The following is a 19,123-nucleotide window of genomic DNA, read 5'->3' on the forward strand; positions in this document are numbered from 1 at the left end:
GGTTGGGTCAAACCAGCTGTTTGCGTTGGTTTGACGGCGGAATGGATAAAGACTCTCGGTACTTCGCAACAGTGCGGCGCGCCACCATGATACCTTGTTCTGACAGCAGAGAGGTTAACTTGCTGTCGCTCAGTGGTTTCGCGGGGTTTTCCGCCGCAATTAACTTCTTCACCAGCGCGCGAATCGCGGTGGAAGAGGCTTCGCCTCCGCCTTCGGTATTGACGTGGCTGGAAAAGAAATATTTGAGTTCAAAAATACCGCGCGGGCTGTGCAGATACTTCTGCGTGGTCACGCGGGATATGGTGGATTCGTGCATCTCGACGGCCTGGGCGATATCCGCCAGTACCATCGGTTTCATATATTCTTCGCCCTGTTCAAAAAAGGCTTGCTGTTGCTCGACGATGCAGCGACTGACGCGCAGCAGCGTGTCGTTACGGCTTTCAAGGCTTTTTATCAGCCATTTCGCATCCTGTAAATTACTGCGGATGAACTGGCTGTCGGCATCGTTGCGCGCGCTATTGCACATGGCGGCATAGTGCTGGTTAATCTGTAAACGGGGAATACTGTCGCTATTAAGCTCCACCGTCCAGCGACCGTTATGCTTGCGTACCAGCACATCCGGGATAACGTACTCCGGCTCGCCGGTCTGGATCGATTGACCGGGTCTGGGATCGAGCGACTGAATCAGGTTTACCGCCTCTTTCAGCACCTCTTCTTTCAGTCGGGTAACGCGCATCAACGTGCGGAAATCGTGGTTGGCCAGCAGATCAAGGTGATCGCAGATAATAAGCCGCGCCTCTTCCAGCCACGGCGTGGATTTGTCGAATTGTGAAAGCTGGATCAGCAGACAGTCGCGAAGATCTTTTGCCGCGACGCCTACCGGATCAAAACGCTGAATGCGCTTCAGAACGGCTTCAACCTCATCGAGATCCACCTCTACATCGCCCATGCTTTCGCGAATTTCGTCCAGGGATACGGTGAGATAACCGGTATCATCTACCGCATCGACAATGGATGTCGCAATAGCGCGATCGGTATCCGAGAAGGGCGTTAGCTCAACCTGCCACATCAGATAATCCTGCAACGACTGCGTCGTTTCGCCCTGATAGACGGGCAGCTCATCGTCGATATAATCGCCGCTGGGGCCGGACGGCGTCCCGGCGGTGTAAATTTCATCCCAACTGGCGTCAAGCGGCAGCTCTTCCGGCATCTCTTTTTGTTCGAGCGCGTCGGCGGTATCGAGAGGATCGTTATCCTGAGGTTGCTGAGTGTCGATTTCGTCATGAAGATCGGTTTGCTCAAGCAGCGGGTTATTTTCCAGCGCTTGCTGGAGTTCCTGCTGAAGTTCCAGCGTAGACAACTGCAACAGACGGATGGCCTGTTGTAGCTGAGGCGTCATCGCCAGTTGTTGGCTAAGCCTGAGTTGCAAACCTTGCTTCATATTCAGAGTCGTTTTCTCCCGCTAGAGCAGCATAGCCCTCTACCCTATCAGAGTCTGAAGTCTTCCCCAAGATATACACGCTTAACGTGTTCGTCTTGCAGGATTTCTGTCGGCGTACCGTGGGCAATAAGGTGGCCCTGGCTCACGATATAGGCGCGTTCACAGACTGCCAGCGTCTCACGGACGTTATGGTCGGTGATCAGCACGCCGAGCCCGCTATCGCGCAGATGCTCAATAATGCGTTTGATGTCGATAACGGAAATCGGGTCAACGCCGGCAAAGGGTTCATCCAGCAGGATAAATTTGGGATTAGCGGCCAACGCGCGGGCTATTTCTACACGACGGCGTTCACCACCGGACAGCGCCTGTCCCATGCTGTCGCGCAGATGCTCGATATGAAACTCTTCCATCAGCTCGTTGGCGCGGTCTTCTCGCTGTTCTGCGGTCAAATCGTCACGAATTTGCAGTACCGCCATCAGGTTATCAAATACGCTGAGACGGCGGAAAATAGAGGCTTCCTGCGGCAAATAGCCGATACCGCGGCGCGCGCGCGCGTGCAGCGGCAGCAGACTGATATCTTCATCATCGATGATGATATTGCCCGCGTCACGCGGCACGATACCGACGACCATATAAAAGGTGGTGGTTTTACCCGCGCCGTTTGGACCGAGCAGCCCGACAATCTCCCCGGAGTTAACGGTCAGACTGACATCTTCCACTACGCGACGGCCTTTATAGGCCTTCGCCAGATTCTTTGCAGTTAATGTTGCCATAACGAATTAGTTACTCTTCTTTTGCGCCGGAGTCTGGCCTTTGTTTTTGTCTTGCAATTGCGACGGCACCAGAACGGTGGTGACGCGTTTGCCTTTCTCGCTGAAGGCCTGCATTTTCTGCTCTTTCACCAGGTAGGTGATTTTGTCGCCGGTAATGTTGCTGTCAAGCTGCTCCAGATAAGCGTTGCCGGTCAGCACCACAAAATCTTTCGCCAGCTCGTAATGCATATGGGAAGCGTGGCCTTTCACCGGCTTACCGTTGTCCTGCATCTGGTAGAAGGTGGCCGGATTGCCGTAACCGTCGATCACCTCTTTCCCCTGTTCGCCGCCAGGGCGGGTAACCACGACTTTATCGGCGTTGATCTTAATCGTGCCTTGGGTCATTACCACGTTGCCCGTAAAGGTCACGACGTTGCCTTGCATATCCAGCGACTGTTGATCCGAGTCAATATGAATAGGCTGTTCGGTATCGCCCGTGACGGCGAAGGCCGGAATGCTGGCGGCCAGCAGCGAGCCGGCAAGCATAAGATTAAGGCTGAGTTTGTTTGTTTTGAATTTCATAAGAGGTTCTAACCTTTTCAATCAGCTCGGCGTTCTTGCTGCGTAAGTTACCGCGCATTTTCAGTCCGCTGGAGTTAAATGTTGTGCCGTATAACGTCACCAGATCGTTCGAGGTAACATCCTGCGTCACCAGATTAATCTGCGCGTTATCGGTGGTAATTCTGCGTAATTGAGCGTCAGGCACCAGGGCGTTGACTTCAACATGGCCATACAGATAGAGCATCCGATCGTTAGTCAATTTGGCTTTATCGGCCTTGATCGACCATGTCGGCACTTTATCCTTATCAAAGGTGGTTAATACCGGTTGCGTAAACCATGAGACCGCCTGATCGGAAAAATATTCAACGTGCTGCGCGATCAGACGATAGCTCAACGCGCCTTCCGGACTGTACACGACGGTATCCGTATGCTCGCTTTTATACGTGGGATCGTTGCTGTTGACCATCACGGCAGCAGGATCGTCTTTATCCGCCAGATTGATACCAATCAGTACCAGAATGGCCAGCGACAGTAGAATGATAACCCAACGTCTGGTTTTACTCATATCGATTGCCCTTTGGCCTCATCCAGCTTGCCCTGCGCCAGCAGCAGCAAATCGCACACCTCACGTACCGCGCCGCGCCCGCCGGCAATGTGCGTCACATAGTCAGCGCGGGGGATCAGCAGCGGATGCGCATCCGCAACGGCAACGCTTAACCCCACTTTTTCCATCACTGGCCAGTCAATCAGATCATCGCCGACATAGGCAACATTTTCCGGCGCAATGGCCAGTTTTTCCAGCAGATCGCTAAAGGCGATCAGCTTATTCGACTGCCCCTGATAAAGATGGACAATCCCCAGCGTGGCGCAGCGATCTTCTACAAGTTTAGCCTTTCGTCCGGTAATAATGGCAACCTCGATATTGGAGGTCAAAGCACAGCGAATACCATAGCCGTCACGAACGTTGAAAGCCTTCAGCTCTTCGCCGTTATTGCCCATATAAATCAGGCCGTCAGACAATACGCCATCCACGTCCAGGATGAGCAGGCGGATATTCTCCGCTTTGGTCATGACATGGGTGCTGACGGGGCCATAACAGGTCGCAAGCGACGCACCTGCTTTACTCATCGTTAATTATCCTTGAGTTTCTACACGACGCCTGCACGCAGGAGATCATGCATATGTAACACACCGAGTAACTGGTCGCCATCAGCAACCAGTACGGAGGTGATATGGCGGGACTGCATTAAATTCAGCGCATCGACAGCGAGAATACCGGGACGCACGCGAATGCCCCCTGGCGTCATCACCTCGGCGATCCCCAACTGGCGCATATCGCCGCCCATATCGAACACGCGACGTAAATCGCCGTCGGTGAAGATACCGTCGATCTTCATGGATTCATCGCAAATGACGGTCATACCGAGATTTTTACGCGTAATTTCTAACAGCGCATCACGCAGGGTGGCATGTTTATTAACATGCGGGATTTCATCGCCAGTATGCATAATATCGCTTACGCGCAGCAGTAGCTTACGTCCCAGCGCGCCGCCAGGATGCGACAGAGCGAAATCCTCGGCGGTAAAGCCGCGCGCTTTTAACAATGCCACGGCGAGCGCGTCGCCCATCACCAGCGTTGCGGTGGTACTACTGGTAGGCGCCAGGCCTAACGGACACGCTTCTTTGGGCACTTTAACACACAGATGCACATCTGCCGCACGCGCCATGCTGCTTTCCGGTCGCCCGGTAATGCAAATTAACGGTACGTGCAGACGTTTAAGCACCGGTATTAGCGCCGCGATCTCGCTGGATTCGCCGGAGTTGGAGATAGCGATAACCACATCCTGCGGCGTAACCATCCCCAAATCGCCGTGCGCGGCTTCGCCCGGATGTACAAAAAAGGAAGAGGTGCCGGTACTGGCGAAGGTGGCGGCCATTTTCCGTCCGATATGGCCGGATTTCCCCATCCCCATGACCACCACTTTTCCGGTGCAGTTGAACATTTTTTCACAGGCCAGCGTGAAATGCTGGTTGATATATTGATCAAGCTCCGCCAGGCCTTCACGTTCAATTTCCAGGACCTCTTTGCCTGCCTGCTGAAAGTCAAACCCCGGTTGCAACGCTAAATGCGACATAATCCGTTTCCAGTTATCCAACAAGAAGTGGCGATAGCCAATAGAGCATCGCCAGCCATACGATAAACCCGCCGGTCAGCAGTATACCTGCGCCCCGACCAATCTGACGCGGATGCCGCCAGCAAAGTAAAGCGAAAACCACGCTAACCAGCAACATCACGCTATAATCACGCCCAAACGCCAGCGGGTTGATCTCTCCCGGCGCGATCAGCGCAGGCAGTCCCAGCACGATGGCGAGATTAAAAATATTGGCGCCAATGAGATTACCAACGGCAATATCATTTTCGCCTTTTCGCACGCCGGCAATCGCCGTCGCCAGCTCTGGCAGACTGGTGCCGACGGCGATGACTGTCAGACCGAGCGTTAATTCACTCATGGCGAAATAGTTCGCCAGCACCGTAGCGTTATCGATTACCATGCGCGTCGCCATCGGCATGATGACCAGCGCAATGCCCAGCCATAAGAACGCGACGGGGAGCCCGCCTTCGCGCGGTAGCTCCGCCAGTTGTTCGCGGGTGAGGCTGTCATTCCCCTGGCGTTCGGCCAGACGCGCGATTTTAACAATGAATAACAGCCATAGCACAGCCAGAAGCAGGAGAAAGATACCATCACTGCGACTTAACTGTCCGTCATGCAGTACGGAACCGGCTACCACGCTAACAAATAACATTAATGGCAATTCGCGACGTAGAACATCGGAATGCACGGTAAATGGACGAACCAGCGCCGCCAGCCCTAAGATCAGCAAAATATTGGTGATGTTAGAACCGAGCGCCGCGCCGACGGCCAAATCGAGCTGACCGTGTAGCGATGCGGCGGCCGACACAATAATTTCCGGCAGCGAGGTGCCGATACTCACGACCGTCATCCCGATGATCAGCGGGGGAATACCGAATGTACGGCATAAAATAGAGGCCGCAAACACCAGACGATCGGCGCCGTAGGCCACCAGAAGCAAACCAATTATGAGTAGCGCCATCGCTAAAAGCATCTAAAGTCCTTTCTTCAGGTATACTCGCCGGTCCCCTGGAAGGGATATCTGGAAGCCGTAACGAAGTCCTAATTTTGACTTTATGCGGCTAAAAAGTAAAACGAATGCCAGCTTTCGCTAACCCTGTCAGTTAATATTCTGTAATTATGTCGAACCCATGGTTAAATTCAGCGCCATGGTTACCTCAACAAGGCAATACGAAGGATGAATCAATGGGTCAGTCTGCGGCCAATTTAGTCGATATGCGCGACGTCAGCTTTTCCCGTGGCGAACGCTGCATTTTCGATAATATTTCCCTGACGGTGCCGCGCGGGAAGATCACGGCGATCATGGGGCCGTCGGGCATCGGTAAAACCACGCTGTTGCGCCTGATTGGCGGACAGATCCCGCCGGATAAGGGCGAGATCTTATTTGATGGCGAGAATGTGCCGGCCATGTCCCGTTCGCGGCTCTACACCGTCCGTAAACGTATGAGTATGCTGTTTCAGTCGGGAGCGCTGTTTACCGACATGAACGTGTTTGACAATGTGGCCTATCCGCTACGGGAGCACACCAATTTACCCGCGCCGCTGCTAAAAAGCGTCGTGATGATGAAACTGGAAGCTGTCGGGCTGCGCGGCGCGGCAAAACTGATGCCTTCCGAGCTCTCCGGTGGGATGGCGCGCCGCGCCGCGTTGGCGCGCGCCATCGCTCTGGAACCGGATCTCATCATGTTCGATGAGCCGTTTGTCGGCCAGGACCCGATTACCATGGGCGTTCTGGTGAAGCTGATTTCAGAATTGAACAGCGCGCTGGGCGTGACCTGCGTGGTGGTCTCGCATGATGTGCCTGAGGTGCTCAGTATTGCGGATCACGCCTGGATCATGGCGGACAAAAAAATCGTCGCTCACGGTAGCGCTCAGGCGTTGCAGGAGAATACGGACCCGCGCGTGCGTCAGTTCCTTGACGGCATTGCCGACGGGCCGGTTCCGTTCCGCTATCCGGCGGGCGACTATCACCTTGATTTACTCGAAACAGGGAGTTAAGCCACTCATGCTGTTAAATGCGCTGGCAGCACTCGGACACAGCGGGATCAAAACCGTCAGGACGTTCGGGCGCGCCGGGTTAATGTTATTCAATGCGATTATCGGTAAGCCGGAGTTTCGCAAACATGCGCCGCTGCTGGTGCGCCAGCTTTATAATGTGGGCGTCTTGTCGATGCTTATCATTATTGTCTCCGGCGTATTCATCGGTATGGTGCTGGGGCTGCAAGGCTATCTGGTTCTGACCACTTACAGCGCGGAGACCAGTCTTGGCATGTTAGTGGCGCTTTCGCTGCTGCGCGAGCTGGGGCCGGTGGTCGCGGCGTTGCTGTTTGCCGGGCGGGCCGGGTCGGCGTTGACGGCGGAAATCGGCCTGATGCGGGCGACGGAGCAGCTCTCCAGTATGGAGATGATGGCGGTCGATCCATTGCGCCGGGTGATTTCGCCGCGCTTTTGGGCGGGCGTGATTTCATTGCCGCTACTGACCATTATCTTTGTGGCGGTCGGTATCTGGGGCGGCTCGCTGGTCGGCGTAAGCTGGAAGGGAATCGACGCCGGGTTCTTCTGGTCCGCGATGCAGAATGCCGTCGACTGGCGTATGGACCTGGTGAACTGTCTGATAAAGAGCGTGGTGTTCGCCATTACGGTAACATGGATTGCGTTATTCAACGGTTATGACGCAATACCGACTTCTGCCGGGATTAGCCGGGCAACGACGCGTACCGTGGTTCACGCATCGTTGGCCGTTCTGGGGCTGGATTTTGTGCTGACCGCACTGATGTTTGGGAATTGAGTTCATGCAAACGAAAAAAAATGAAATTTGGGTAGGCGTTTTTTTGCTGGTAGCGTTGCTGGCGGCGCTGTTTGTTTGCCTGAAGGCGGCAAATGTGACCTCTATGCGCACGGAGCCGACCTATAAGGTTTATGCGACCTTCGATAACATCGGCGGTCTGAAAGTGCGTTCCCCGGTACGCATCGGCGGGGTGGTTGTCGGGCGGGTTGAAGATATCTCGCTTGATCCGAAAACATACCTGCCGCGCGTAACGCTCGACATCGAAGAGCGTTATAACCATATTCCCGATACCAGCTCGTTGAGTATTCGTACTTCCGGGCTGCTGGGGGAGCAATATCTGGCATTAAACGTCGGTTTTGAAGATCCTGAGCTGGGAACGTCTATCCTCAAAGATGGGAGTACGATTCAGGACACCAAGTCTGCAATGGTGCTGGAAGATATGATTGGCCAGTTCCTTTATAACAGCAAAGGCGACGACAATAAGAATTCTGGCGATGCGCCAGCCGCAACGGAAGGTCATACTGAAGCCACAACGCCCGCGGGCGAAACGAAATAATCTCAGGAGAATTGAGGCATGTTTAAACGACTGATGATGGTGGCCCTGCTGGTCATTGCGCCATTAAGCGCAGCAACGGCAGCGGATCAGAGCAATCCTTATAAACTGATGAACGAGGCGGCGCAGAAAACTTTTGATCGCCTGAAAAACGAACAGCCGAAAATTCGTGCCAATCCGGATTACCTGCGAGACGTTGTTGATCAGGAACTTCTGCCGTACGTGCAGGTAAAATATGCCGGCGCGCTGGTGCTGGGCCGCTACTACAAAGAGGCGACCCCGGCGCAGCGTGAAGCCTATTTTGCAGCGTTTCGCGAATACCTGAAACAGGCATACGGTCAGGCGCTGGCGATGTACCACGGCCAGACTTACCAGATAGCGCCTGAGCAACCGCTGGGCGATGCGACTATTGTGCCTATCCGTGTAACGATTATCGATCCCAACGGTCGTCCGCCGGTACGCCTGGATTTCCAGTGGCGCAAAAACACTCAGACCGGCAACTGGCAGGCGTATGACATGATTGCGGAAGGCGTCAGCATGATCACCACCAAGCAAAATGAGTGGAGCGACCTGCTGCGTACTAAAGGCATCGACGGCCTGACCGCACAACTGAAATCTATCTCTCAGCAGAAAATTACTTTGGACGAGAAACAGTAATGACGCCGCAACTCACCTGGACGCGTGAGGCGGACACTCTGGTGCTGGCGGGAGAGCTGGATCAGGACGTGTTGGCGCCGCTATGGGACGCGCGCGTAGAAGCGATGACTGGCGTTACCCGTATCGACCTGAGCCAGATCTCCAGGGTGGATACGGGGGGACTGGCGCTGCTGGTGCACCTTGTGAACCAGGCAAAAAAGCAGGGCAATGCCGTGTCGCTGTCTGGCGTTAACGACAAGGTTTACGCGCTGGCGCAATTATATAACTTGCCCGAAGACGTACTTCCCCGTATGTAATGAATGCCGGATGGTTTATCCGGCCTACACTTCGCATGATCCCCGTAGGCCGGATAAGTTGCGTTAGCAGCACCATCCGGCACTTTTACCGCGCTGATTTATCAGCGTAATCTTTTGCTTATTTAAGACGGCGCGACTTTGCTCTAAGATGTTGGGCTGTTTTCACTATTTGACGAATAAAGAACCCATGGAAAATCATGAAATTCAGAGTGTGCTGATGAATGCCCTCTCCCTCCAGGAAGTCCACGTCTCCGGCGATGGCAGTCACTTTCAGGTTATTGCCGTGGGCGAGATGTTTGACGGCATGAGCCGGGTCAAGAAACAGCAAACGGTCTATGGGCCGCTAATGGAGTACATTGCGGACAACCGTATCCATGCCGTATCGATCAAAGCATATACCCCGGCGGAATGGGCGCGCGATCGTAAACTTAACGGATTTTAAGCTACGGGTAACCTGCCGGTAGCGGAGATGAATGCTTAACTGAGAATACAATAATGGATAAATTTCGTGTACAGGGGCCAACGACGCTCCAGGGCGAAGTCACAATTTCCGGCGCCAAAAACGCCGCGCTGCCGATCCTGTTCGCCGCTCTGCTGGCAGAAGAACCGGTAGAGATCCAAAACGTTCCAAAACTGAAAGACGTGGATACGTCGATGAAGCTCCTGAGCCAATTAGGCGCGAAAGTGGAACGCAATGGATCGGTACACATTGACGCCAGCCAGGTGAACGTGTTCTGCGCGCCTTATGATCTGGTTAAGACCATGCGCGCCTCGATATGGGCGCTGGGGCCGCTGGTTGCCCGTTTTGGTCAGGGACAAGTCTCTCTGCCGGGGGGCTGTACTATCGGCGCGCGTCCGGTTGATCTGCATATTACCGGTCTGGAACAACTGGGTGCGACCATCAAGCTGGAAGAGGGCTACGTAAAGGCCTCCGTCGAAGGGCGTCTTAAAGGGGCGCATATCGTGATGGATAAGGTCAGCGTCGGCGCGACCGTCACCATTATGTGCGCCGCCACGCTGGCGGAAGGGACGACCATCATTGAAAACGCCGCGCGCGAGCCGGAAATTGTCGACACCGCTAACTTCCTGGTTACGCTGGGGGCGAAGATCGCCGGGCAGGGCACCGATCGTATTACGATCGAGGGCGTAGAGCGTCTGGGCGGCGGCGTTTATCGTGTGCTGCCGGATCGTATCGAAACGGGGACTTTCCTGGTGGCGGCAGCGATCTCTCGCGGCAAAATCCTCTGCCGTAACGCGCAACCGGACACTCTGGACGCGGTACTGGCGAAACTGCGCGATGCTGGCGCGGATATCGAAGTGGGCGAGGACTGGATTAGTCTGGACATGCACGGCAAACGGCCGAAGGCGGTCAATGTCCGTACCGCGCCGCACCCGGCATTTCCGACCGATATGCAGGCGCAGTTCACGTTGCTGAACCTGGTGGCGGAAGGGACGGGCTTTATCACTGAAACCGTCTTTGAAAACCGTTTTATGCACGTGCCTGAACTCAGCCGCATGGGCGCGCGTGCGGAAATTGAAAGCAATACCGTCATATGCCATGGTGTAGAAACGCTCTCTGGCGCCCAGGTCATGGCGACAGATCTGCGGGCATCTGCGAGCCTGGTGCTGGCGGGCTGTATTGCGGAAGGCACGACGATTGTGGATCGCATTTATCACATCGATCGCGGTTATGAGCGCATCGAAGACAAACTGCGCGCGCTAGGCGCGAATATTGAACGCGTGAAAGGCGAATAACCTTCTGTACGCTGAATAACCCCCGCGAACGCGATGCGGGGGTTGTTTTACAGGCACTTACTCTACATTCTGTTTGTTTTTATTACGCGCTCTCATAAGCCGCGTTCTGTCGATAAACTCATGCGTGCGCGGATCGTGATAACGCGATGGCCAAATAACCCAGGGTTCCGTTCCCAATGCTTTCGCGATAATCAACTCTCCTTTCGGCCACGGGCGCGTTAATGCATTGGCCAGCGTGGATGAACTCAATCCATTCCGACGTGACTCAGCGGCCATTGAAGTCCCTTTTTTACGTAGTCCGGCAATGATATCGGCCGGATGCCAGTCAATAAGCTTGCTTTCCATACATCCATCACTCCTTAGGTTAATCACTTACGGTTTTAACAACCCGACGACGTTCGATACTATAACGCTTCGTGAAGGAATGTTCTAAAAAGTTCATGTAAGTGGCGGCAATATTCAGAATATGCCAGGGGAAGTCCTGGAGGAGTATGTGAAAGACAGGCGATAGGGTATCTGGAGTTTATTAGAACTTAATGGGATATCCCGCGCAGTGCGCGGGATAAGAGAATGGCATTAACGATCGCGCTGCACCGCGATGTGTGCGAGACCGATTAGCGCCTCACGCCATGGAGTATCCGGCAATATCTGCAACGCGGATATCGCTTTGTCGGCTTCTTCTTCCGCTCGCTGACGCGTCCATTCCAGCGAACCGCAGGTGGTCATCGCTTCCAGAACCGGTTCCAGAAGATGACGGCCATTGCCTTGTTCAATAGCGGTACGGATCATCGCTGACTGTTCTGGCGTACCGTGGCGCATGGCGTGAAGCAACGGTAAGGTAGGTTTGCCCTCATTGAGGTCATCACCCACATTTTTACCGAGATGCTCGCCGTCGGCACTGTAATCCAGCAGATCGTCAATGAGCTGGAAAGCCGTACCAAGGTAGCGGCCATAGTCCTGCAACCCTTTCTCTTGCTCAGGCGTACAACCGGCAAGAATACCGGAGCACTGGGCGGCGGCTTCGAACAGACGGGCCGTTTTACTGTAAATCACCCGCATGTAATTTTCTTCGGTAATGTCCGGGTCATTCACGTTCATCAATTGCAGCACTTCGCCTTCTGCAATCACGTTGACCGCTTCCGACATAACTTCCAGCACTTTTAACGAGCCGAGGCTGGTCATCATCTGGAAGGCGCGGGTATAGATAAAGTCGCCGACCAACACGCTGGCGGCATTACCGAAAGCGGCATTTGCCGTCGCTTTGCCGCGACGCATATCAGATTCATCCACCACATCATCATGTAGCAGCGTCGCCGTGTGGATAAACTCGATCAGAGCGGCGATAGTCACGTGCGCGTTACCCTGATAACCCACCGCGCGCGCGGCAAGAACGGCAATCATCGGACGAATGCGTTTTCCGCCGCCGCTAATAATGTAATATCCTAGCTGATTAATCAGTTGAACGTCGGAATTAAGCTGTTCAAGGATTGTCGCATTGACACCCGCCATATCTTGCGCGGTTAACTCGTTGATTTTTTCTAAATTCATCGCAAAAGCCGGGCTTATCGCCCCGATTATCCCATGTCTGAATGAGGTAACGTAGGGTTTATGGTTAGAAATATACCCTGATTGTACTGAAAAAACGCCGCAGATAAACGTTACCGTATGCGTTGTGTTTTTTTTCTTCATGTATTGATGGTAGCACTTGTCAAAGCCGTGCAATTTGCGTAATATTCGCGCCCTATTGTGAATATTTATAGCGCGCTCTGAATCATTGAAAGGTGTGCGCGGAAGCGGAGTTTTTTATGTACGCGGTTTTCCAAAGTGGTGGTAAACAACACCGAGTAAGCGAAGGTCAGACCGTTCGCCTGGAAAAGCTGGACATCGCAACTGGCGAAACTATCGAGTTCGCTGAAGTTCTGATGATCGCAAACGGTGAAGAAGTCAAAATCGGCGTTCCTTTCGTTGATGGCGGCGTAATCAAAGCTGAAGTTGTTGCCCACGGTCGTGGCGAGAAAGTTAAAATCGTTAAGTTTCGTCGCCGTAAACACTACCGTAAGCAGCAGGGCCATCGTCAGTGGTTCACTGATGTGAAAATTACCGGCATCAGCGCTTAAGATTAGGGGAGCAGATTAAATGGCACATAAAAAGGCTGGCGGCTCGACTCGTAACGGTCGCGATTCTGAAGCTAAACGTCTGGGCGTAAAACGCTTTGGCGGTGAAGCAGTTCTGGCAGGCAGCATCATCGTTCGTCAACGTGGTACTAAATTCCACGCTGGCACCAACGTTGGTTGCGGTCGTGACCACACTCTGTTTGCTAAAGCAGACGGTAAAGTGAAATTCGAAGTTAAAGGCCCGAAAAACCGTAAATACATCAGCATCGTTGCTGAGTAAGTTTTTTGTGGTCCGGTAACGGATGAAAGCCCCGCACCTGTTGCGGGGCTTTTTACATTCGATGGCCGACTAAAATATACCCGTGTGGCTGTGCGAATGCCGTTAACGGGTCTTTGCAGGGAACACGGCATGAAGCAGCAGGCAGGCATTGGCATTCTTTTAGCGCTCACTACCGCGATGTGCTGGGGAGCGTTGCCAATAGCAATGAAGCAAGTGCTGGAGGTGATGGAGCCTTCAACCATTGTCTTCTACCGCTTCTTAATGGCCAGTATTGGCCTCGGGGCGATACTGGCAGTAAAAAGAAAGCTGCCGCCGCTGCGTATTTTTCGTAAGCCGCGCTGGTTGGTGTTATTGGCGATAGCGACCTGCGGACTGTTCGGTAATTTCATTTTGTTCAGTTCTTCCCTGCAATATTTAAGCCCAACCGCGTCGCAGGTTATCGGCCAGCTCTCGCCGGTTGGCATGATGGTCGCCAGCGTCTTTATTCTGAAAGAAAAGATGCGCGGTACGCAGGTGATTGGCGCGCTGATGTTATTGAGCGGGCTGGTGATGTTTTTTAACACCAGTCTGATCGAGATTTTTACCCGACTGACCGACTACACCTGGGGCGTTATTTTTGGCGTAGGCGCGGCGATGGTGTGGGTGAGCTATGGCGTGGCGCAAAAAGTATTATTGCGACGTCTGGCCTCGCAGCAGATCCTGTTTTTACTGTACACTTTATGTACGATAGCGCTCTTGCCGCTGGCAAAACCGATGGTGATAGCGCAACTGAGCGACTGGCAGCTCGCCTGTTTGATTTTCTGCGGGCTAAATACGCTGGTAGGATATGGCGCCCTGGCGGAAGCGATGGCGCGTTGGCAGGCGGCGCAGGTGAGCGCGATAATCACGCTTACACCGCTATTTACCCTGCTGTTTTCAGATCTTTTATCTATGGCCTGGCCCGATTTCTTCGCCAGACCGATGTTAAACCTTTTAGGTTATCTCGGTGCGTTTGTCGTGGTTGCGGGCGCGATGTATTCCGCCATTGGTCATCGTATTTGGGGCGGTTTACGCAAGCATGAAACGGTGGTTTCGCAACCCCGCTCAGGCGAATGATTTACGGAGAATAAAATGAAGTTTGTTGATGAAGCATCGATTCTGGTCGTTGCAGGCGATGGCGGTAATGGCTGTGTGAGCTTCCGCCGCGAAAAATATATCCCGAAAGGCGGCCCGGACGGCGGTGATGGCGGCGACGGCGGCGACGTCTGGATGGAAGCCGATGAAAACCTGAATACGCTGATCGATTACCGCTTTGAAAAATCGTTCCGCGCTGAACGTGGTCAGAATGGCGCGAGCCGCGACTGTACCGGTAAACGCGGTAAAGACGTGACCATTAAAGTGCCGGTCGGTACACGCGTTATCGACCAGGGAACCGGTGAAACGATGGGCGACATGACCAAACACGGTCAGCGTCTGTTGGTCGCGAAGGGCGGCTGGCATGGGTTAGGCAATACCCGTTTTAAATCCTCGGTTAACCGTACGCCGCGCCAGAAAACCAATGGTACGCCGGGCGATAAGCGCGACCTGCTGCTGGAACTGATGCTGCTGGCGGATGTCGGGATGCTGGGGATGCCAAACGCCGGTAAATCAACGTTCATTCGTGCGGTATCGGCAGCAAAACCGAAAGTCGCGGACTATCCGTTTACCACGCTGGTGCCGAGCCTGGGCGTGGTACGAATGGACAGCGAAAAGAGTTTTGTGGTGGCCGACATTCCGGGGTTGATCGAAGGCGCGGCGGAAGGCGCGGGCCTGGGGATTCGCTTCCTGAAGCACCTCGAACGTTGCCGCGTACTGCTGCACCTCATTGATATCGATCCGATCGACGGTTCCGATCCGGTGGAAAACGCCCGTATCATTATTGGCGAACTGGAAAAATACAGCCAGGATCTGGCGGCTAAACCGCGCTGGTTAGTGTTCAACAAGATCGATCTGATGGATAAAACCGAAGCGGAAGAGAAAGCGAAAGCGATCGCCGAAGCGTTGGGCTGGGAAGGGAAATACTATCTGATTTCCGCCGCCAGTCAGCTGGGGGTGAAAGATCTCTGCTGGGATGTGATGACCTTTATCATCGAGAATCCGATCGCGCAGGCTGAAGAAGCAAAACAGCCGGAAAAAGTCGAGTTCATGTGGGACGATTATCATCGCCAGCAGTTGGCTGAAGTGGAAGAAGACGCAGACGATGACTGGGATGACGACTGGGATGAAGACGACGAAGAAGGCGTCGAGTTCATCTACAAACGTTAATCTCGTAGCCGGATGGCGCTAACGCTTATCCGGCCTACAAAAGCCAACGGGCCGCATTTGCGGCCCGTTTTATTATGTTCTTTGTAGGCCAGATAAGACGCGTTAGCGCCGCCATCCGGCAATAATGCACTCAGTTATTCTGATAAATATCCTTGTATAACCGACTCTCGAAGCGTACCAGCGGGATTCGGCGATTACGCTGATCGGCAGGTGGAACCGCGTAGCCGGACAAATACTGTACAAATGCCATCCGTTGCCCGCTTGCGGTGGTAATAAAGCCCGCCAGATTATACACGCCCTGCAGTGACCCGGTTTTCGCCGAAACCTTACCGTCTACGCCCGCCTGATGTAGCCCGGCGCGGTATTGCAATGAACCATCATAGCCCGCCAGCGGCAGCATAGAGATAAAGTTCAGCTCGTTATCGTGTTGGGCGATATATTGCAGCACCTGTATCATCGTGGCGGGAGCGATCAGATTATGGCGAGAAAGACCGGAACCGTCGGCAATAATGGTATTGCCGATATCAATTCCCGCCTGTTGGCGCAGGATCTGGCGAACGGCATCCGATCCCGCCCGCCAGGTGCCAGGCACGTTAAACCTGACATGACCAATCATCCGAAAAACAGTATCGGCGATCATGTTGTCTGACTTTTTCAGCATAATCTTAAGCAGATCGTGCAGTGGCGCCGACTGTTTACTGGCGACGATCGTTCCGGGCTCGTTAACCTGCGTCTGGCGCAGCAGCGTGCCGCGGTAAGTTATCCCGGCCTCTTTCAGTTCCTGCTTGAGGATCGCGCCCGCGTAGCTGGCGCCGTCCTGAATAGCAAAGGCCAGCGGCAGCGGGTCGGCGCGCTGTGGTAAACAGCCGGTAAGCGTATAACGGTTCAAATCGCCAGGCACAACATCCAGCTCGCAATACTGCGCGTCTGCCGAACCGCGCGGCAGAGTCCGTACCTGGCTGAACATCGTTACCGGATAATAAGAGGCCACGCGAATAAAGGCTAAATCGTTTGGTTTTTGCGCGCTATAAAGCGACACAGAAAAACAGTTGCGGTCAACAATGGCGGCGGCGGGAGGCGCGCTGAAACACTGGGTCAGGTCGTTCCACGGCCAGCCTGGCGCTTTATCGTGGCTGGCGAAAATCGACGTGTCGATAAGCACATTGCCGTCGATTTGCGTGACGCCGGACTTTTTCAGCGTCGCGACCATATTGCGAATATCCTGACGTCTTAGCGTTGGATCGCCACCGAAGCGCGCAATTACGTCACCTTTCAGGATGCCGTTATCGACGTTACCTTTAGTCTCCAGCGTGGTCGTAAAACGGAAATCCGGGCCGAGTTGAATCAGCGCCGCCAGCGCGGTAATCACCTTTTGGGTACTGGCGGGAAGCGCCATCTGCTGACTATGATAATCAATAGCCGGCGCGGGCGCGCCAATCTTTTGCACCATCAGCGCGAGGTTGGCGCCGGCCGGAAGCTGTTTGATGTATTCGTCAATATTCGCGGCCTGAACGCTGAACGCTATACTGGTGGTCAATCCGATGATAAATCTGGAAAATCGCATAATCTCGCGCTAACACCCTGGAAACAAGCCGTCATACTACGGCGCAACGCCCTAAAAAGTAAACGATGACCCATAGGGAACTCCAGGGTAAAATGGTTATCAAAGAGGAAATTGTAGCTGACCTGGGACTGCGCGCCCGGGTTGGTGTTTTTTTGCTTCTGACCCTGGTATGGCATATGCCGGGGCTGGCTTAGCAGCCGGGGTAGAGTTCATTGCCCCCTACAGGAATGTTCAAGAGGTATAACAAATGCAAGCTATTCCGATGACCTTACGCGGAGCCGAAAAACTGCGCGAAGAGCTGGATTTTCTGAAATCTGTGCGCCGTCCTGAAATCATCGCCGCTATCGCCGAAGCGCGCGAACATGGCGATTTAAAAGAAAACGCGGAGTATCATGCTGCACGCGAACAGCAGGGTTTCTGCGAAGGGCGCATTAAAGATATCGAAGCAAAACTGTCGAATGCGCAGGTGATTGATGTCACTAAAATGCCGAACAATGGTCGCGTGATTTTCGGCGCTACCGTCACGGTGCTGAACCTGGACACTGACGAAGAGCAGACCTACCGCATTGTTGGCGATGATGAGGCGGATTTTAAGCAAAATCTCATTTCGGTAAACTCGCCAATCGCTCGCGGCCTGATCGGCAAAGAGCAGGATGACGTCGTGGTGATAAAAACGCCTGGCGGCGATGTGGAATACGAAGTGCTTAAAGTGGAATACCTTTAAGTAGTACTCAATACGCAAATTGTTGGTGTATTGTAAAGAAAGGAAAAAGGCCGCATAGCGGCCTTTTATCAACGGAGAGAGCGTGGCATTTTGCTCTCCTGCTCGTGGAAAACCCCTCGTTTTACACAGATTTTGTGTTCGACTTTAGGATATCCTTAACGCGGCAGCGAGATTTTACGCTCTTTAGTTGGGCGATACAGTACCAGCGTTTTACCGATGACCTGTACGTTACAGGCGCCGGTTTCGCGCACGATAGCGTCCACGATCAAGGTTTTTGTTTCGCGATCTTCCGAGGCGATTTTCACCTTGATAAGTTCATGGTGCTCTAACGCTTGTTCAATCTCGGCCAGTACCCCTTCGGTCAAACCATTATTGCCAAGCATAACAACAGGCTTGAGCGGATGTGCCAGACCTTTTAGGTGCTGTTTTTGTTTAGTACTCAGATTCATCGTATATTTTTGCTTACGTTGGGATTGAAAACGGGTCATTCTACCGCCATCTCCCTTATATCGCCAAATAGGCGTGTAGAAATTTACGCCATTGGCTACGATGAACTGCCCCGACGGGAAAGTTAAATGACAGGTAAAAAGCGTTCTGCCAGCTCAAGCCGCTGGCTTCAGGAACACTTTAGCGATAAATATGTTCAACAGGCGCAGAAAAAGGGGCTACGCTCCCGTGCCTGGTTTAAACTTGATGAAATACAGCAAAGTGACAAACTTTTTAAGCCGGGAATGACGGTAGTCGATCTCGGCGCTGCGCCAGGAGGCTGGTCACAGTATGTGGTCACGCAGATTGGCGGCAAAGGCCGCATCATCGCTTGTGATCTTTTACCTATGGATCCTATCGTTGGTGTGGACTTTCTTCAGGGCGATTTTCGTGATGAACTTGTCATGAAAGCGTTACTGGAACGCGTGGGTGACAGTAAAGTACAAGTTGTCATGTCGGATATGGCACCAAACATGAGCGGAACACCGGCGGTGGATATCCCCCGCGCCATGTATCTGGTGGAGCTGGCGTTAGAGATGTGCCGCGATGTGCTGGCGCCAGGCGGAAGTTTTGTAGTGAAGGTGTTCCAGGGCGAAGGTTTCGATGAGTATCTAAGGGAAATTCGCTCCCTGTTTACGAAGGTTAAAGTTCGTAAGCCGGACTCTTCGCGTGCGCGTTCGCGTGAAGTGTACATTGTAGCGACCGGGCGAAAGTGA

At 53.5% G+C, this 19,123-nt stretch carries 24 protein-coding genes; 13 read left to right on the plus strand and 11 right to left on the minus strand.

Annotated features, from left to right (window positions below):
* Positions 1–7: 7 nt before the first annotated feature.
* From rpoN to QEN32_RS02690, 7 genes are read right to left on the minus strand one after another with little or no spacing between them, the layout of a single operon-like run.
* Positions 8–1,441 (minus strand): RNA polymerase factor sigma-54, encoded by a 1,434-nt coding sequence (rpoN, locus tag QEN32_RS02660; protein WP_000809020.1) that lies wholly within the window; start codon positions 1,439–1,441, stop codon positions 8–10.
* A 47-nt stretch (positions 1,442–1,488) separates the two neighbouring features.
* Positions 1,489–2,214 carry an LPS export ABC transporter ATP-binding protein gene (gene lptB / locus QEN32_RS02665; protein WP_000224104.1) on the minus strand — a complete coding sequence of 242 codons (726 nt, stop codon included), beginning with the start codon at positions 2,212–2,214 and terminating at the stop codon, positions 1,489–1,491.
* A gap of 6 nt (positions 2,215–2,220) precedes the next feature.
* Positions 2,221–2,775: a lipopolysaccharide ABC transporter substrate-binding protein LptA gene (gene lptA, locus QEN32_RS02670; RefSeq protein WP_000669770.1), complete on the minus strand. Its 555-nt coding sequence runs from the start codon at positions 2,773–2,775 to the stop codon at positions 2,221–2,223.
* Positions 2,744–3,319 (minus strand): LPS export ABC transporter periplasmic protein LptC, encoded by a 576-nt coding sequence (gene lptC, locus QEN32_RS02675; protein ID WP_000047845.1) that lies wholly within the window; start codon positions 3,317–3,319, stop codon positions 2,744–2,746. Before lptC ends, lptA begins: the two co-directional genes overlap by 32 nt.
* Positions 3,316–3,882, minus strand: a complete 567-nt coding sequence (gene kdsC / locus QEN32_RS02680) for a 3-deoxy-manno-octulosonate-8-phosphatase KdsC (RefSeq protein ID WP_000030029.1) — start codon at positions 3,880–3,882, stop codon at positions 3,316–3,318. Before kdsC ends, lptC begins: the two co-directional genes overlap by 4 nt.
* A gap of 20 nt (positions 3,883–3,902) precedes the next feature.
* A complete protein-coding gene (gene kdsD, locus QEN32_RS02685) occupies positions 3,903–4,889 on the minus strand; it encodes an arabinose-5-phosphate isomerase KdsD (RefSeq protein WP_000018617.1) in 987 nt (328 codons plus the stop codon).
* 13 nt (positions 4,890–4,902) lie between these two features.
* Positions 4,903–5,880 carry a calcium/sodium antiporter gene (locus QEN32_RS02690; protein ID WP_000922736.1) on the minus strand — a complete coding sequence of 326 codons (978 nt, stop codon included), beginning with the start codon at positions 5,878–5,880 and terminating at the stop codon, positions 4,903–4,905.
* Between the two features lie 212 nt (positions 5,881–6,092).
* On the opposite strand from QEN32_RS02690, the gene mlaF reads away from it, so the two are divergent.
* From mlaF to murA, 7 genes are all read left to right on the plus strand, one after another.
* A complete protein-coding gene (gene mlaF, locus QEN32_RS02695; protein ID WP_000531566.1) occupies positions 6,093–6,905 on the plus strand; it encodes a phospholipid ABC transporter ATP-binding protein MlaF in 813 nt (270 codons plus the stop codon).
* A gap of 7 nt (positions 6,906–6,912) precedes the next feature.
* A complete protein-coding gene (mlaE, locus tag QEN32_RS02700) occupies positions 6,913–7,695 on the plus strand; it encodes a lipid asymmetry maintenance ABC transporter permease subunit MlaE (RefSeq protein WP_000925786.1) in 783 nt (260 codons plus the stop codon).
* Positions 7,696–7,699: 4 nt separating this feature from the next.
* A complete protein-coding gene (gene mlaD, locus QEN32_RS02705) occupies positions 7,700–8,251 on the plus strand; it encodes an outer membrane lipid asymmetry maintenance protein MlaD (protein WP_001193591.1) in 552 nt (183 codons plus the stop codon).
* Between the two features lie 18 nt (positions 8,252–8,269).
* Positions 8,270–8,905 carry a phospholipid-binding protein MlaC gene (gene mlaC, locus QEN32_RS02710; protein WP_000476475.1) on the plus strand — a complete coding sequence of 212 codons (636 nt, stop codon included), beginning with the start codon at positions 8,270–8,272 and terminating at the stop codon, positions 8,903–8,905.
* Positions 8,905–9,201, plus strand: coding sequence for a lipid asymmetry maintenance protein MlaB (gene mlaB / locus QEN32_RS02715; RefSeq protein WP_265321923.1), 297 nt, complete (start codon positions 8,905–8,907; stop codon positions 9,199–9,201). The genes mlaC and mlaB overlap by 1 nt, the downstream gene beginning before the upstream one ends.
* 187 nt (positions 9,202–9,388) lie before the next feature.
* Positions 9,389–9,643 carry a BolA family iron metabolism protein IbaG gene (gene ibaG, locus QEN32_RS02720; RefSeq protein WP_001518349.1) on the plus strand — a complete coding sequence of 85 codons (255 nt, stop codon included), beginning with the start codon at positions 9,389–9,391 and terminating at the stop codon, positions 9,641–9,643.
* Positions 9,644–9,696: 53 nt separating this feature from the next.
* Entirely contained in the window at positions 9,697–10,956 is a 1,260-nt protein-coding gene (gene murA, locus QEN32_RS02725) for a UDP-N-acetylglucosamine 1-carboxyvinyltransferase (protein WP_000357288.1), read from the plus strand.
* Between the two features lie 57 nt (positions 10,957–11,013).
* Here the strand turns inward: murA and sfsB are convergent, their stop codons facing one another.
* Together sfsB and ispB are read right to left on the minus strand one after the other, a co-directional pair.
* Entirely contained in the window at positions 11,014–11,301 is a 288-nt protein-coding gene (gene sfsB / locus QEN32_RS02730; protein ID WP_000444168.1) for a DNA-binding transcriptional regulator SfsB, read from the minus strand.
* A 231-nt stretch (positions 11,302–11,532) separates the two neighbouring features.
* Positions 11,533–12,504, minus strand: a complete 972-nt coding sequence (gene ispB, locus QEN32_RS02735; protein ID WP_001047354.1) for an octaprenyl diphosphate synthase — start codon at positions 12,502–12,504, stop codon at positions 11,533–11,535.
* A gap of 257 nt (positions 12,505–12,761) precedes the next feature.
* Here ispB and rplU point away from each other — a divergent pair, with 257 nt between their 5' ends.
* The 4 genes from rplU to cgtA all read left to right on the plus strand — a co-directional run bounded on the left by rplU (position 12,762) and on the right by cgtA (position 15,633).
* Complete coding sequence (rplU, locus tag QEN32_RS02740; protein ID WP_000271396.1) at positions 12,762–13,073, plus strand: 50S ribosomal protein L21; 312 nt, start codon at positions 12,762–12,764, stop codon at positions 13,071–13,073.
* 19 nt (positions 13,074–13,092) lie between these two features.
* Positions 13,093–13,350 carry a 50S ribosomal protein L27 gene (rpmA, locus tag QEN32_RS02745; RefSeq protein ID WP_000940593.1) on the plus strand — a complete coding sequence of 86 codons (258 nt, stop codon included), beginning with the start codon at positions 13,093–13,095 and terminating at the stop codon, positions 13,348–13,350.
* 129 nt (positions 13,351–13,479) lie between these two features.
* Positions 13,480–14,445 carry a DMT family transporter gene (locus QEN32_RS02750; protein ID WP_000813052.1) on the plus strand — a complete coding sequence of 322 codons (966 nt, stop codon included), beginning with the start codon at positions 13,480–13,482 and terminating at the stop codon, positions 14,443–14,445.
* A gap of 15 nt (positions 14,446–14,460) precedes the next feature.
* Positions 14,461–15,633, plus strand: coding sequence for an Obg family GTPase CgtA (cgtA, locus tag QEN32_RS02755; protein ID WP_000673556.1), 1,173 nt, complete (start codon positions 14,461–14,463; stop codon positions 15,631–15,633).
* 130 nt (positions 15,634–15,763) lie between these two features.
* On the opposite strand, the gene dacB is transcribed toward cgtA, so the two are convergent.
* Complete coding sequence (gene dacB, locus QEN32_RS02760; protein WP_265321924.1) at positions 15,764–17,197, minus strand: serine-type D-Ala-D-Ala carboxypeptidase; 1,434 nt, start codon at positions 17,195–17,197, stop codon at positions 15,764–15,766.
* Between the two features lie 247 nt (positions 17,198–17,444).
* Between dacB and greA the strand changes: the two genes are divergently transcribed.
* Positions 17,445–17,921 carry a transcription elongation factor GreA gene (gene greA / locus QEN32_RS02765; RefSeq protein ID WP_001148008.1) on the plus strand — a complete coding sequence of 159 codons (477 nt, stop codon included), beginning with the start codon at positions 17,445–17,447 and terminating at the stop codon, positions 17,919–17,921.
* A 155-nt stretch (positions 17,922–18,076) separates the two neighbouring features.
* Here the strand turns inward: greA and yhbY are convergent, their stop codons facing one another.
* Positions 18,077–18,370: a ribosome assembly RNA-binding protein YhbY gene (gene yhbY / locus QEN32_RS02770; protein WP_001592995.1), complete on the minus strand. Its 294-nt coding sequence runs from the start codon at positions 18,368–18,370 to the stop codon at positions 18,077–18,079.
* 126 nt (positions 18,371–18,496) lie between these two features.
* Here yhbY and rlmE point away from each other — a divergent pair, with 126 nt between their 5' ends.
* The gene (gene rlmE, locus QEN32_RS02775) at positions 18,497–19,123 is read left to right on the plus strand and encodes a 23S rRNA (uridine(2552)-2'-O)-methyltransferase RlmE (RefSeq protein ID WP_000145974.1); all 627 of its coding nucleotides are present in this window, start codon (positions 18,497–18,499) and stop codon (positions 19,121–19,123) included.

Origin of the sequence: Salmonella sp. SA14318 (assembly GCF_029866905.1) — a bacterium.
Lineage (GTDB): Bacteria > Pseudomonadota > Gammaproteobacteria > Enterobacterales > Enterobacteriaceae > Salmonella > Salmonella enterica.